This is a genomic window from Colwellia hornerae (assembly GCF_007954355.1).
Lineage (GTDB): Bacteria > Pseudomonadota > Gammaproteobacteria > Enterobacterales > Alteromonadaceae > Colwellia_A > Colwellia_A hornerae.
In genome coordinates this window covers 244,981-260,213 of record NZ_VOLR01000003.1, presented here as the reverse complement: position 1 = coordinate 260,213, position 15,233 = coordinate 244,981, and the positions used below count along the sequence as shown (strand labels likewise).

General features: G+C 36.8%; 12 protein-coding genes and 1 pseudogene. 7 read left to right on the top strand and 6 right to left on the bottom strand.

Annotation, left to right across the window (positions count from 1 at the left end; all coding sequences use genetic code 11):
* Positions 1-636, bottom strand: a 636-nt coding sequence (locus ESZ26_RS03360; RefSeq protein ID WP_146797645.1) for an RNA-guided endonuclease InsQ/TnpB family protein, incomplete at its 3' end; no start/stop codon positions are given.
* Positions 637-766: 130 nt separating this feature from the next.
* Here ESZ26_RS03360 and tnpA point away from each other — a divergent pair.
* The 4 genes and pseudogenes from tnpA to ESZ26_RS03340 form a co-directional block, all read left to right on the top strand.
* A pseudogene (tnpA, locus tag ESZ26_RS03355) lies at positions 767-1,069 on the top strand (IS200/IS605 family transposase); the annotation flags it as partial.
* Between the two features lie 321 nt (positions 1,070-1,390).
* A complete protein-coding gene (locus tag ESZ26_RS03350; protein ID WP_146797648.1) occupies positions 1,391-3,997 on the top strand; it encodes an intermembrane phospholipid transport YdbH family protein in 2,607 nt (868 codons plus the stop codon).
* Between the two features lie 2 nt (positions 3,998-3,999).
* On the top strand, positions 4,000-4,182 hold the full coding sequence (locus ESZ26_RS03345; RefSeq protein WP_146797651.1) for a YnbE family lipoprotein: 183 nt from the start codon (positions 4,000-4,002) through the stop codon (positions 4,180-4,182).
* A 9-nt stretch (positions 4,183-4,191) separates the two neighbouring features.
* Positions 4,192-4,533, top strand: coding sequence for a YdbL family probable chaperone protein (locus ESZ26_RS03340; protein ID WP_146797654.1), 342 nt, complete (start codon positions 4,192-4,194; stop codon positions 4,531-4,533).
* Between the two features lie 470 nt (positions 4,534-5,003).
* On the opposite strand, the gene ESZ26_RS03335 is transcribed toward ESZ26_RS03340, so the two are convergent.
* Positions 5,004-5,978: a transposase gene (locus ESZ26_RS03335; protein WP_146797657.1), complete on the bottom strand. Its 975-nt coding sequence runs from the start codon at positions 5,976-5,978 to the stop codon at positions 5,004-5,006.
* A gap of 392 nt (positions 5,979-6,370) precedes the next feature.
* Here ESZ26_RS03335 and ESZ26_RS03330 point away from each other — a divergent pair, with 392 nt between their 5' ends.
* From ESZ26_RS03330 to speB, 3 genes are all read left to right on the top strand, one after another.
* A complete protein-coding gene (locus tag ESZ26_RS03330) occupies positions 6,371-7,897 on the top strand; it encodes a carbon-nitrogen hydrolase family protein (protein ID WP_146797660.1) in 1,527 nt (508 codons plus the stop codon).
* A 294-nt stretch (positions 7,898-8,191) separates the two neighbouring features.
* Complete coding sequence (speA, locus tag ESZ26_RS03325; RefSeq protein ID WP_146797663.1) at positions 8,192-10,102, top strand: biosynthetic arginine decarboxylase; 1,911 nt, start codon at positions 8,192-8,194, stop codon at positions 10,100-10,102.
* Positions 10,103-10,114: 12 nt separating this feature from the next.
* A complete protein-coding gene (speB, locus tag ESZ26_RS03320) occupies positions 10,115-11,041 on the top strand; it encodes an agmatinase (RefSeq protein ID WP_146797666.1) in 927 nt (308 codons plus the stop codon).
* 96 nt (positions 11,042-11,137) lie between these two features.
* On the opposite strand, the gene ESZ26_RS03315 is transcribed toward speB, so the two are convergent.
* The 4 genes from ESZ26_RS03315 to ESZ26_RS03300 all read right to left on the bottom strand — a co-directional run bounded on the left by ESZ26_RS03315 (position 11,138) and on the right by ESZ26_RS03300 (position 15,205).
* Entirely contained in the window at positions 11,138-11,947 is an 810-nt protein-coding gene (locus ESZ26_RS03315; RefSeq protein WP_146797669.1) for an RMD1 family protein, read from the bottom strand.
* A gap of 503 nt (positions 11,948-12,450) precedes the next feature.
* Positions 12,451-12,735: a MazG nucleotide pyrophosphohydrolase domain-containing protein gene (locus tag ESZ26_RS03310; protein ID WP_070374689.1), complete on the bottom strand. Its 285-nt coding sequence runs from the start codon at positions 12,733-12,735 to the stop codon at positions 12,451-12,453.
* Between the two features lie 539 nt (positions 12,736-13,274).
* Positions 13,275-13,565 (bottom strand): DUF1145 domain-containing protein, encoded by a 291-nt coding sequence (locus ESZ26_RS03305; protein WP_170246296.1) that lies wholly within the window; start codon positions 13,563-13,565, stop codon positions 13,275-13,277.
* Positions 13,566-13,579: 14 nt separating this feature from the next.
* A complete protein-coding gene (locus tag ESZ26_RS03300; RefSeq protein WP_146797675.1) occupies positions 13,580-15,205 on the bottom strand; it encodes a GMC family oxidoreductase in 1,626 nt (541 codons plus the stop codon).
* Positions 15,206-15,233 lie beyond the last annotated feature (28 nt).

The window sequence follows — 15,233 nt, the reverse complement described above, 5'->3', positions numbered from 1 at the left end:
AAACGCTTTTGGGTTTTTTACGTACCAACCATTTGAACCAACAACCGTGTGCTGGCTGTTGATATCGTAACCAACAATTGAGGATAATAGCTGCTTAGCTGCCTTACATTCAACTTCTTGAGTGAGTGAAACGCTCCATTTCCCATGCGATAACTGGACGGTTACTGTTTTGATTTTACTCGCTAATTTACGATGCTGAACAATGTTGACTTTGCCAACTTTCGGAATGCTGATAGCGCCATTTTCGATGCGGATGCAGTTTGAATTATTTACACATCTAAAGCTGTCATTGTGCAATTTTTTCTGTTTAAAACTGACCTTAAAAGTCGGGAATTTCTGCAACCGACCTTTAGTAAAAGCGTTCTTTAAAGCGGTTTCTAAATCTCGCGCTACTTGTTGTGCCGCCGCAGAATCAAAGGCTTTCAACCAAGAAAACTCGTCGAATTTCTTTAAGTCCTTAATCAATTTTGCCATTTCAGCATAAAACAAAAAAGTTTTATCGTACTGATATCGACGCATATTTTCAGACAACAATAAGTTCCACAGCCCACGAGCATAAGAGCCAAACTCAATAAGTTTAGCTTCCTGTTCCTGCGAGGGCTTTACCCTAAAATTGTATCTGAGCGTTTTTTTCATATACTGTATAGACTACTGTGCAAGTAGATTTTGTCAAATGGAATATCAAACTAATTCTCACTGCAAGTATCTAATAGTCCTCCATTTAATTCTTGTGGTTAAATATCGAAAACAATGACTACAAGGGGAAGTTGGCGATTTTGTAAAGCTTAAAATTATTGAAATTGCATCGCGCTCAGAGTTTGATGTGGAGGAAAGTGAAGTAGACAAAGATCATATTCATATTTTGTTGACGATATCGCCGACCATTTGTGCAGCCAGCTATATTCGCAGAATTAAGCAGTCCCCCCCCCAAAGTCTTTGTGGTAAGTTCGCTTGGCTTAAAAAGCAATTTTGGAGCGAAAAAACCTGTTGGTCTGACGGATACTTTGTTTGTTCAGTCGGCAACGCATCAGCAGAAACAGTTCGTAAATACATTCAAGAACAAGGTTAGTTTATCGATTCATCCCACCGACGCCGCTCCGCGTCGATCAGCGGGTTTTCTCGACAGATTCGATAATTGTGAAGCTAGATACTTTGAAGTTAAATATTGTGAAGTTAAGAACTGACAGCTACTGATGAATTTAAAGTACCTATATTGTTGTTCACTCCTGTAATTTATCAAGCACTAGCTATATTCGATTGTGTTAAATTAGGCTACCCTGTTAACTGTTATGACAGAAAATAAACCGTGGATTAATGGACATCAACGATTAATAGTCATTAACATATTTTCTACTTTGGTTAAAAAAGTAACTATGGCAAGGGAGCCTAAGTGCGATTTCTTAAATTTATCTTAATTGCTGTTATCACCTTACTGATTATTTTCACTATCACTTATAGTGCTAGAGTTTCAGTCATCAATCACTTCATAAAGACGCAACTCAATTCAGACAAGATAGCGGTGACTTGCCTAGATCTAAGTCTTGCCAGTAATATCGCCATCAGTGTCAACAAGCTATGTTTACAAACCCCAAAGGCTAATATTCAAATTGTAGACATGAGAGTGGAATGGCAACTTTCCCCTGCCCTTAAAATAACCGATATTGATATAAGGTTGGCAGAGGTTAAAGCTATAGAGCATTTATTTTTAAAGAAAGATGATGCTTTTTCAAGTGATGAGGAAAAAAACCAAAGCTTAGGCCAATTTTTGACCTTAAGTTTACAGCCTTATCTAAAGCAACTTAAGCAGTTACATTTACCGATAAAAACAAATATCGCCAAACTATCCTACTTACCCTTTACTGCCAGCAACCAAGCTAAAACAGTATATATTGCGAATGTATCAACATTAGCTAACAGCTTGTCTTTTTCATTAAAAACACCTGACAACATAGAGTTTATTAGTGCAAGTTTGAACCAAGAAAAAGAAGGTTTTTCAATTGCGTTCTCAAGTAAATTAAATTTACTAAAAAGCTTTGTTAGCGATCACCAATTACCGATAACACCCGCCTTAGAAAATGACTTATTAGCTAGCGAGGTTTCAGGTAATCTCAATGCGCTAATCAAATATCAAGCCAATTCAATTAGTCTACAAAATCAAATGACTGACGTTTCAATAAGTTCTGATAACGGCATTGGCAATAGCGGCGCGTTTAAGCTGTCAGGTGCACTGAATTTCAACAGTCAATTTGATTTAACCGACAACGACAAGATAAAAGTCGCACTAACATTTTTTAAAAAAAATGAAATCTTATTGGAATATAGTCAATCACTGCTATTAGCAAAGTTAACCAAAGCAGGACTACCGTCAACAATACTAGCAACATTTGAAAATAACCCGTTAACGCACTTAATTGTAAAGCCACAAGGGGAGCTATTAATAACCTTGAACGATAATAAGGGCTACCTTAGTGAACTTGAAATAAGCGCTTTTAGCGGTGCACGACCTCATCAAATAAAACTTGATAATATTACCTTTACCTTACCTACCCCCAAAATACCTTACACATTAGCAGTAGAAAGTTTTTTAATTGATAGTCAGCTGAAGTTAGTTAATATAGCGAAATTTACCCCTGAGCCTGTTGTTTTACACTTAGTCGGTTCACTAAATAAAGCCAAACAAACCACCACGATTAATTTAACAGCAGACTCTTCTATTACCTTAAATACTATTACTGTCCTTACGAAAAAGACTGCGGATAAAAAGAACAATCAACAGAACAAAAACATTACCACAATAGCGCCAACTACACAGAAAGCTAAAACACTGTTGACCTTAAAAAAATTAACAACAAAGTTGAAGGGTAGCGTAGAGTTATTAGAGGACAACCATCTAAACATTAAACTAAAAGTCGATAACCAAGCTTCACAACTGAATATTCCTAAAAAAATCAAGATAACTTCGTTTAATCTTTTTAGTGAAATCAACGGCAGCTTTGACAATATTCAGCTTCATGCTCAAGCCATTGCTGACGGAGTGAACCTGGGCAGCATTGTTTTTACTGGCTCAGTCAAGTCACCTAAAGTAGTCATTGCCGCCAAAAATTTACAACTCACCGATTTATTAGCGTTGAATATTCAATTGCCAACTGAAGTTGAATTGATTGATGGCCTATTAGATTACAATATTTCGGGTCAAATAAACGCTTTAAACAACATTGAAAACACGCCATTTAACGTTTCGGTGGCAATTACCTCACTCAGTGGTGAAATCAATGGCATTTGGTTGCAGGAGCTCAATTGGCAACAACATTTTTCCTTAATCGCAGGAAAAATAACGACTCAACCCAGTGCTAAAGAAAACCTAACAGTTGAGTTAATTGAAACTGTCACCCCTATTTCAAAGCTATCAATTAACACCAACTGGACATTCAATAAAAGCTTTAAGCTTTCAGCCAAAAAACTTAAAGCTAATGTTTTAGGAGGCAGTTTCTTTATTCCAAATATACAATGGCCTGTTACACATGGTCATTCAGTTAATGTTCAGCTAAGTAGTATAGACTTAGAGCAAGTATTAGCATTAGATGAGAAACAAGGGATTGTTGTAACGGGTCACATATCAGGCCAACTTCCCGTTACTTTTGATGGCGATAAATATATTATTGAAAAAGGTGAGTTACATAATACGAGCAACGGACTGATACAGGTCATTGACAACCCAGCCGTAGCAGAGCTTAAAGCAAACAATAGTCAACTAAAACTAGCGTTTGATGCACTACAAAACTTGCATTATCATCAGCTTTCTTCTGCAGTATCAATGGCAGACGACGGTTACATGCAGTTAAATACGGTAATAAAAGGTCGCAATCCAGATATTGATAACGATGTAAATTTAAATTTGAATTTGAGTTATGACTTGCTTGGTTTACTTGAATCATTATCAATAACACAACGTTTTGAAGAAAGTCTTATCAAAGGTTTACAAAAAAATAAGGAGTAAGTATGAGTAAAGTACTAATCGTAGTATGCACTGTTTTCATCATAAGTGCCTGCACACATAAAATAGAAGTTAGCGCAAAAGAGCCAATCACCATTAATTTGAATTTAAAAATTGATCATGAAATAAAGGTGAAGGTAGATAAAGAACTAGACGACATATTCAGTGCTGAAAGCGACATATTTTAGGGAGATACCATGAAAAATTTAACGAAGAAATTTATAAAGAAATTAAGCTGTGCTCTATTGGTCTCTACTATGGCCTTTTCCGCTTGGGCTATTTCACTTGACGATGCAAAGCAACAAGGCTTAGTTGGTGAAATGTCTAATGGTTACTTAGGTCTGGTTATAGATAGCCCCGACGCTAAAAACTTAGTCACCAGTGTTAACGAAAAGCGCAAAAGTATTTATATGAATTTAGCACGCGCTAATAAAATCACCATGCAACAAGTTACCGCATTAGCGGGTAAAAAAGCTTATGATAAAACTCAACCAGGCCACTTTATCCAAAATAGCGCAGGGCTATGGGTTAAAAAATAGATAGAATAAAACCTAAAACTAGTATTGCCCGTGGATAAATAGCGGAGACCAATATTTTTAATTAAGAACATTTTTATGTGCCACAAAGTTAATCAATTAAAGTTCTGTTACTGATGGTAATTAGACATTGCCTTATCTTGAAAAATAAAAAACCTTAACAGCAATGTTAAGGTTTTTTATTCTATATTTTACAGTAACCGCCATAAAAACAAAAAAAACACACAAAAAACACAATGACACTCACTTTAAATTACACAGCCAAAAAACACAGACACTCACTTTAATTCACACAACATAGATATTTTAATAAATGAGCTGCTATCGAAACTCATATCGATTTTTAATAGTTTGAAAATGTACTAAAAACAGTTTTTCAACTTCATTTTCCTTGAATCATCGATATTTAGGCAATATTCATCAGCAGCAAGAACCTGATTAATAATCTGAAGATATTTTGATAGGTTAACTATTTAAGAAAATAGTTGGTTACAATGACTCAAGTTTTGTCGTCGCTTTAACTGTTTATGCTCACAGTAGTCACTCAGTGCAATTTCATGACCAATGGCACCGTGGAACTGGGTATTAAATTCAGTGGTGATTATTAACCAATTTTCAGCGGATATGTTTAATCGATTGAGAATTGCAGGTTGGCTTTCTTCTATGAAACCACATGTACCTTCTCTCATGCATCGACCTGTTAACTCAATTAATTTAAGATAATCTTTGAGTTCAAAAGGTAAACCTTTTGGCATACCCTTTATTGGATTACCAATAAAGGGTAATAGCGTGCTCGGTTGTTTGCTTTTTATTGCCTGCTCACATCGATGTTTGACACTCGTATGTTCTGAATTTTCTGGTGTTTCTGCTGCATTAGCTCGAATAGGATTTAAATCAACATATGCCATACAAGACGCAAGAGCAGCTTCGTCTAATAGCGCTTGTGATTTAAATCTACCTTCCCAGAATCTACCTGTGCAGTTATCTTCTTGATTAGCGGCCCTGGCAATACCCTCGTTAATATAACCCATAAACCAACTAATTTTCATGAGCCGTTTTCGATAAACTTCAGCTGTTGACTTAACTATATCAAGTAATGGCTTTGCTAAAGCTTCACCTTGACAATATTGCTTGGTCAGTAAAGTCCCTTTGTATAGAGTATGCCAACGTTCAAGCACTTCTATCATGCTCCATTGCTTAGCTTTGGCCTCATCAATAAATACTACTACATGATAATGGTTACTCATTACAGCATAAGCACAGACATCGATAGCGAATACTTGCGTAAGAAAATGAAGTTTGTCTTCTACCCAGCTTCGACGGTGCTCATAGCTTTGGCCTGAATATTTATCTTCACCACACAAGAAAGCCCGACGAACACAACGAGCTACACAATGATAATAAGGGGTGTCTTCTAAGCTAATTTGTTGCTTCCTTGGCGTTGCCATCATTCATCCTAAATAACAGAGCTACGTTATTTTAGTTTAGTGCAGAGACTGTTATTGTTCAATTTTAGGTGGATTTCAATTTTAAGTGAGTGTCTGCTTAGGTATTTATTTCAAGTGAGCTTCAACTTTAAGTGAGTGTCTTTGTTCTGATTTAAAGTGAGTGTCTTTGTTCTGGATTATATTAGGTGGATTTCAATTTTAAGTGAGTGTCTACCTAGGTAGTGATTTTAAGTGAGTGCCTGCCTAGGTATTTGGGTGAGTGTCTTTGTTCTGATTTTTTTTAATATGCTTGTATAAGTTTATTTTTTGGTATACAAATCACAATAATCGTCTTTTTGCACTCTACGATGAGAGAAAAGTATGATTAATACCAATATTAATTAGGAATATAAATGGAAGCAAATAGCGTTACCGTCCGTCATTTAACATTACAAGATATGACAGAACTTCGCCAGGCGAGTGAATCAGTTTACCTTAACAAAGAATTAGCAACTTGGAATGAACCCACGGTTAAAGCCTTATTAACTAAATTTCCAGAGGGGCAAATCTGTGTAGTTGTTGATGGCATTGTGGTCGGTTGTGCCTTTTCATTAATCATTGAATATGCTGATTTTGGTGATGAACATACTTATTCTGAAATAACTAGCAATATGACCTTTGATAATCATGATCCTAAAGGTGATTCTTTATATGGAATAGAGGTCTTTATTCACCCTGATTATCGCGGTTTACGATTGGCTAGACGCTTGTATGATGCTCGTAAGGAGCTTTGTGAAAACTTGAATTTACGCGCTATTGTAGCGGGTGGTCGTATGCCAAACTATGCGCAACATTCAGATAAAATGAGCGCTAAACAGTATATTGAAAAAGTAAAAATCAAAGAATTATATGATCCAGTCTTAAGTTTTCAGCTTGCCAATGATTTTTATGTCCGCAAGTTATTGACCGGTTACTTATCGGGCGATAGAGAATCAATGGAGTATGCCACGTTACTTGAATGGCCTAATATTTTTTATACTAAATCGGTAAAACTGATCAACGCCCCACGCTCAGAGGTTCGTTTAGGTTTAGTGCAATGGCAAATGCGTTCAATGAAAAGCATTGATGATTTATTTGAACAAATGGAATTTTATGTTGATGCAGTATCCGATTATAAAAGTGATTTCGTGCTGTTTCCTGAGTTGTTCAATGCGCCTTTGATGGCTGAATTTAACCATTTGCGTTTAACCGAGAGTATTCGCAGACTATCGGAATATACCGAACAAATTCGCGATAAGTTTATCGAATTTGCCATTAGTTACAATATTAATATAATTACCGGTAGTATGCCGTTTTTTGTTGATGGCAGTCTTTATAACTCAGGTTTCTTGTGTCGTCGTGATGGTTCATGGGAACGTTATGACAAAATTCATTTAACGCCAGCAGAAGTGCGTAGTTGGTCTATGGTCGGTGGTAAAAACCTGAAAGTGTTTGATACTGACTGTGGCAAAATTGGCATTATGATTTGTTATGATGTTGAATTCCCAGAGTACTCGAGAATACTTGCCGACCAAGGGATGAATATCTTGTTTGTACCGTTCTTAACCGACACCCAGAATGGCTACACGCGTGTACGTCACTGTGCTATGGCAAGAGCGATTGAAAATGAATGTTATGTGGCTATTGCTGGCGCGGTAGGTAATTTGCCGAAAGTGAATAATATGGATATTCAATATGCCCAATCGGCGGTCTTTACGCCGTCTGATTTTGCTTTTCCAACAACGGGGATTAAAGCAGAAGCGACACCTAACTCAGAAATGACTGTTATCGTAGACGTAAATCTAGATTTATTAAAACAGTTACATAGTCATGGCGCTGTGCATACCATGCGTGATAGACGCCATGATTTGTATAGTATTACCCAACATAAAAAAGAGTAGTAGGTCATTTTTATAAACAATTAAATATATATACCTGCTAAGAATTTGCGGGGTCGGCGCACCGAAATCGAATATCGACATCAGTGCACTAGCCCCGCAAATTAAATCCCCCTACCAATTGCTAACACTAATTTGTCTGCTGAGTTGAATTATTAACGCCACTCATCAATAATAATTGTTACCTATCATTATTTTTTTTGTTGGACATTAAGCGGCTGTTAAATTCTAATTCGCCCTAATTACCCATGAAGAATTGCCATTCTATTATTAAGTAGAATAAGTAAAGGAAAATCAATGAACAAAGATAATCTTGCTCACGCTCGCGCGCACTATAACGTACGTCATTGGAGTCAGGGCTATTTCGGTATTAATGATGCTGGAAATGTATATGTTGCGCCAAAATTTGAGCGTCAAGATCACACAGTAGATTTAATCAATATCGCTAAAATGATTGAAGATAAAGGCTTAACACTACCTGCATTAGTGCGTTTCCCGCAAATAATTCATCATCGCATTCACAGTTTATGTGAAGCCTTCAATAAAGCGATAGAAGACTATGATTATCAGGAAAAATATTTATTAGTTTATCCTATTAAAGTCAATCAACAGCGTGAAGTTGTTGATGAAATTTTGGCGAGCCAAAATAATAAAGAGTCCACACAACTTGGTCTTGAAGCAGGCAGTAAAGCAGAATTATTAGCTGTTTTAGCTATGGCGCAAAAAGTTTCATCGGTTATTGTTTGTAACGGCTATAAAGACCGAGAATATGTGCGCTTAGCGTTAATTGGCGAAAAGTTAGGCCATAAAGTTCATATCGTTTTAGAAAAAATGTCTGAATTAGAAATGATTTTAACCGAAGCAAAAAAACTCAATGTAGAGCCTCGCTTGGGCATACGTGTGCGTTTAGCCTCTCAAGGCAAAGGTAAATGGCAAGCCAGTGGTGGTGAAAAATCAAAGTTTGGTTTGTCAGCTTCACAAGTCCTTAACGTTGTAAAAGTCCTTAAAGCAGAAAACATGCTTGACGCGTTAAAACTTGTGCATTTTCACTTAGGCTCGCAAATAGCTAATATAAGAGACGTTAGGTTAGGCGTTAGTGAAGCCTCGAGGTTTTATTGTGAGCTGCGCAATCTTGGCGCAGGTATTTTATGCATGGATGTAGGTGGTGGTTTGGCGATTGACTATGATGGTACACGTAGCCAATCACATAATTCAATGAACTACAGCGTTGCTGAGTACGCTAATAACATCGTCCATACTATTGGTGATATTTGTAAAAGTTATCATCAACCTATGCCAATGATTATTTCGGAATCAGGTCGAGCATTAACCGCACATCATGCGGTACTTATCTCTAATGTTATTGGCACTGAGTCTTATGAACCAGAAAACATCATCGCGCCGACGCCTGATGAATCTATTTTATTAAGTAATATGTGGCGTTCGTTAGCGCAATTAAATGATCGTAATGATGATCGCGCCCTTATTGAAATTTATCATGACACCCAAAGTGATTTAGCTGAAGTACACAACCAGTTTTCGATGGGGTTATTAAATTTAACGCAACGTGCTTGGGCTGAGCAAATTAACTTACGGGTTTGTTATGAATTAAATCAGTTAATGGATGGTAAGAATCGTTTTCATCGCCCAATAATGGATGATTTAACAGAAAAACTTGCCGATAAATTTTTTGTTAACTTTTCTTTATTTCAATCATTACCGGATGCATGGGGTATTGATCAGGTTTTTCCTGTTTTACCCTTAAGTAACTTGGAAAAGTCACATGAAAAACGAGCAGTGTTATTAGACATTACTTGTGATTCAGATGGCACTATCGACCACTATGTTGACGGACAAGGTATTGAAAGCACATTACCGGTGCCGGCATGGACAGAAGATGAGCCTTATTTACTGGGATTTTTCTTAGTCGGTGCTTATCAAGAAATTTTGGGTGATATGCATAATTTGTTCGGTGATACCCACAGTGCAGTTGTGTTTATCAATGACGACGGTGAAGCAGAAATAACGGAAATTAATGAAGGTGATACGGTCGAAGATATGCTGAACTATGTGCATTTAGATGCCGAATTATTTAAAAAAACCTATGCCGAGCTTATCGATGCTAGATTATCAAAAAGCGAAGGTGAAGCAATTTTTAAAGAGTTAGTTGATGGCTTACAAGGCTACACCTACCTTGAAGATTTGTAGAGATTAAGCACAATGAAAAATATTTTCAATCAAGTTGATGAGTCAATTTACTCAAATGCGATGACATTTTTACGTCAGCCTTTGGTGCAAAACCCCATTGAGTCGGCTGCTGATATTGTTGTTTTAGGCTTACCATATGACATGGCCACCACCGGGCGCTCAGGCGCTCGTATGGGTCCTACTGCTATTAGACAAGCTTCTATTAATTTAGCTTGGGAAGGTAAGCGATTCCCTTGGCCTTTTAGCTTATTAAAACACTGTAAAATCATTGATGCTGGCGACTTGGTGTTTTCTCCTGGAGACTCTGCACATTTTTGTACGCAAGTTGAAACGGCTGTAGGTCAGTTACTTGATGCAGACAAAACCATTTTATCGCTAGGCGGCGATCATTTTGTTACTTTGCCGATACTGCGGGCTTATGCGAAAAAATTTGGCACCATGGCACTGATACATTTCGATGCGCATACCGATACTTATAGCAATGGCAGTTGTTATGACCATGGCACTATGTTTTATCATGCGCCTAAAGAAAACCTGATAGATAAAGAAAAATCTATTCAGGTGGGTATTCGCACAAATTACAAAGAAAAAGATCATGGTTTTTCTGTCATTAATGCCATGCAAGCTAATGATATGAGTGTCATTGAGATCATCACATTAATTAAAGATAGGGTTGGCGATACGCCTGTTTACCTGACCTTTGATATTGATTGCTTAGATCCCGCCTTTGCTCCTGGTACTGGCACGCCGGTATGTGGCGGTTTAACCACGGATAAAGTATTGAAAATATTGCGAGGTTTAGAGGGTATTAATCTAGTTGGTATGGACGTAGTTGAAGTCGCTCCGTCTTATGATCACAGTGAAGTAACCGCATTAGCCGCTGCAACAATAGCGTTAGAATTGGCACATATTTGGACCGCTAAGCATAAGCTTGTATAACAAAGCACTTAAAGTTACTTTTACTCAATAACTTAAGTGCTTACTAACTTAAAACCAACATTAAAAAATTAAATATTAACAATAAAAATTGGCGAGTTAGCTCGCCAAACTTTTCAACTCTTGAACAACAAACAAAACAATTTCAATAGCAATTAACACAATAATAATCCATTCTAAAAATGATGAATGTTGATGCTTTTGTTCAGCCGCTAACATTTCAAATAGTTCATGAATGGTCGATAGCTTTTTAGACAATAACTCCACGCGTTGATGAATATCCATATAACGCGCCATACGTTCATAAGTCGCTTCATATTCAGGGTATTCCCAAATAAAATCTGGGGTATCAAGTAATCCATAATGTAAAATAATATCGCTTTTAGTACTCAGTAGCGTACCTCTAATTTTAGCTATGTCTTTTTGGCTAATCGATATTTTACCCAACTTAGCCAATTCTTCAGGAATATGAGAATAATCCATTATTTTATTTTGCGCTTGCAGTTCAAATTCCATCAACTTGTTAGATTGCGCTAACGCATGGCTTATCGCCAGACGTGTCAACGGATCGTTATCCGGTAGTACTATGGTATCTTTTTTAATGATCAGTTCATTAGAAAAAGTAAAGCGTAAATGTTCTTCAATATTTTCAATATAGGTGGTGTTGTCACTCTTGAGTCGATTGATTAACGCTTGGCGTTCACCTGCGGCTACCGCCCAAAAAACCACTACACCATAGTCAAATATCCAATACTCTCCTGTTGCCACGATTATTTGTACAGCGTCTCTATAACGAGTGCCGCCTTCAAAAAATCGTTTATCTATATTCGACTTTTCTGATAAAAAATTATCGCCAAAGTTATAAACTGATAATTTATCATCACTAAAAGTGATTTTATTATCTGCCATTAAGTTACCCATGATGACCTTAATAAGTGGTTGTGTTGCATTGTTTTATACGATTTAAATTTTATTAAAAAAATGTAGTAGCAACCGTTCAACAGAAACTGTAGTCATGAACAGTTAACTTACTAAATTTGCTAGATTCTGCGCTGTTAATAGAAATACTCAATATCAATTTTTTAATCAGCCTGATAAAAAAATTGATATCGTTTAGTTGTTGATAGCCGCATATAATAGCGACAATCCTTACCCCGTTTTAGTTTGTATTTTAGCTTCACAACAGATAAAAAAGGCTTAAAACTAAGCAGAAGACGCTAGCGTAATGAATATCGCGACTTGGCCGTTTTATAAGGATGGTTAACGCTGGAAATATTATTGCACTTGAAGAAAGAGAGATTTTACTTAGGCTTGAATGTAGCAGCAACCCTATTGCTACTGCACTTTATAAAAAATTAAATTTGAACGTTTACTTGTAGAGAAATGACTATACACCGGCATTATTCTTTAACTTATTTAAGTCTTCCCCTTGTGCCTCTGATTTCATTTTTGCTCATTTTTTTTAAAATTTCATTTTCAATATCAATCCCTTGCCAATGAGAAATGTCTAGCACTCTTAGGATGATATCGGCAAGTTCTTCACCAAAAGCATCACTAGGTTTTTCGTGCCGACATTCATTTATCGCTTCACCCACTTCAGATGCAACAAGTGCCAGCGCTTCTAACGTTGTTTTATTATGCCAGCCCATTTTTTCTACCCAAAGATAGTTCTTTTCTGCTATTTCGTTAATCTTCATTTTGTTCACTTAAGATGTTTCATTGATAGCTAATTTACTATGATATCTAACAGTGTGCATTGTAAAAATAAATATTTTTATTATTAATAAAAATCCATAGCCGAAATAACTAAGATAATTGGGGACGTTCATTTTTCCACAAAACCTAAATATCATACTAAACTTATTTTTCTTTGCTCGTGCTCATCTAAAAAATTAATCGCTCGCTACTCTTTAGCATAGCTATTATTGTTTAAGTATTAAAACAAAAATCAAACCATAGCGACAAGAGAGATAATAAAGTTTACTGGTATTATCGCTCAGTTAAGAAAGCCATTAATGCCCTTATCCTTTAACGATATCTTTGGCCTTGTTCGGCGATTTACAGCGATTGGGCAACTTTTTTTATTATGTCATTACATCTTATTCGCAAGTCAATTGCTATCCGATGCGGGCACATCACACACTCGTATGGCTTTGGCTATGGCATAACTTGGTGTAAAATAACAGCTAGATTACTAGCTGTGATGCTTTTTAAGCCCAATATTATAAGTAAAGAGTTATGTTTTTAGCTTTGCTTGCTCTTGATAGTGCTTAAGTATCGGTAGCCAATAGCCCAAGCCCCACAGCATAGTTTGTCGAAAATTCATTTCTGACTTAGTGTGATTTTTAAAGTTAGCTCTCATCGTAAAAAACTCAATAAAGTGCACTAAAAGAACAATAATAGCTAAGGCCAGCAGATAAAACTGATATTCTGCAGGCAGAGGTGATAGCGATAATAGACCTAGCAAGGCTAATATCCATAAAGCTGTAAGTGACATTTTAAGCATAACTATAATGGTGCTGAGCATTTTTATCCCCTTCATTAACTGATTAACATCATCTCTGCCGCTTTTTCTGCGATAGCCATGGTCGGTGCATTGGTATTACCACTGATAAGCGTTGGCATAATAGAGGCATCAATAACCCTAAGGTTAGCAATACCGTGAACTTTCAATTCATTATTAACCACAGCCATTTCATCGTTCCCCATTTTACAGGTACCCACCGGATGATAAACTAAACCTAAGCGCTCTTTGGTTTTAGCAAAAATTTGTTCATCACTTTCAAAAGCATTTCCTGGATGCATTTCATTATCATAATGCTCTGCTAATGCCGGTGCGGTTAATATTTTACGCAATTGACGCATACCATTAATTAATACCGCTTTGTCTTTACCGTTCACATCAGAGAAAAAGTTAAAATCTATCTCTGGCGCATCTTGATAGTTAGCTGACAATAACGATACGGTTCCGGTACTTTCTGGGCGCAAAATACAAACATGACATGAAAAGCCATGTTGTGATAACAACCTCAAGTCTCTGCCATTATCATCAAATAACAAAGGCAACATATGTAATTGAATATCAGGTCTGTCTTCATTGTTATTCGATTTAATAAAGCCGCCCGCTTCTAGAATGCTATTAGCAAGTTTACCTTTTTTACTGGTGATATATTTAAGGGTATCTGGGAGCATTTTTAGCAAACCAGTAACTGACAGTGTAAAACCGTCTGTTTTTTTACTTTTAACTAAGACACAGGCGTCAACATGCTCTCGTAAGTTTTTGCCAACACCTTTCAATTGATGCAAACACGCTATACCGTGCTGGGCAAGTTCACTTTTATCACCGATGCCTGATAACATTAATAGCTGTGGTGAAGCGATACTACCGCCACTTAACACTACTTCTTTGTTAGCGGTTAATACTCTTTTTATACCTTTAATATAAACTTCAACGCCATAGGCTGCTTTACCTTTTAGCAGCACTTTGCTTACCTGGGCACCAGTGAATACCGTAAGGTTAGGTCGAGACATGACCGGCAGTAAATACGCATGAGCGGCAGAGCATCGTTTACCATTTTTTATTGTGCACTGGTAATAGCCAACTCCTTCTTGGTCACTGCCATTAAAGTCATCGGTCACTTTAAAACCAGCCTGTTGGCTTGCTGTGATATAACGCTTACTAATCTCATAAAAAACTGGCCGTGAAGTAACGTGTAAGGGTCCTTTACTACCATGAAACTCACTTTCGCCAAGACTATTGCTTTCTGATTTTTTAAAATAAGGCAAGATATCACTAAATGCCCAGCCCTCATTACCGAGTGCGGCCCAATGATCATAGTCTTGCTTTTGTCCGCGTATATAAAGCATGGCATTGGTCGCTGAGCTGCCGCCTAAACCTCTACCACGTGGAACAAAAAGGGGTTTGCCATGACGAATATCATTCTTAGCTTTGGCATTAAAGCTCCAATTGAATTTTTTCAAAAACATAAAGGCTGAAAATGCCCCCGGCGTATTGACTAACATACTATTGTTATCGGTGCCGGCTTCTAATAAACAAACAGTGAACTTACCATTTTCAGTTAATCGATTCGCTAGTACGCAACCTGCTGAGCCTCCACCAACAATAATATAGTCAAATTCATTGCCGATATTTTTTTGAATATTCATAATAAAGCGCTCTTAATTTATTTTTATA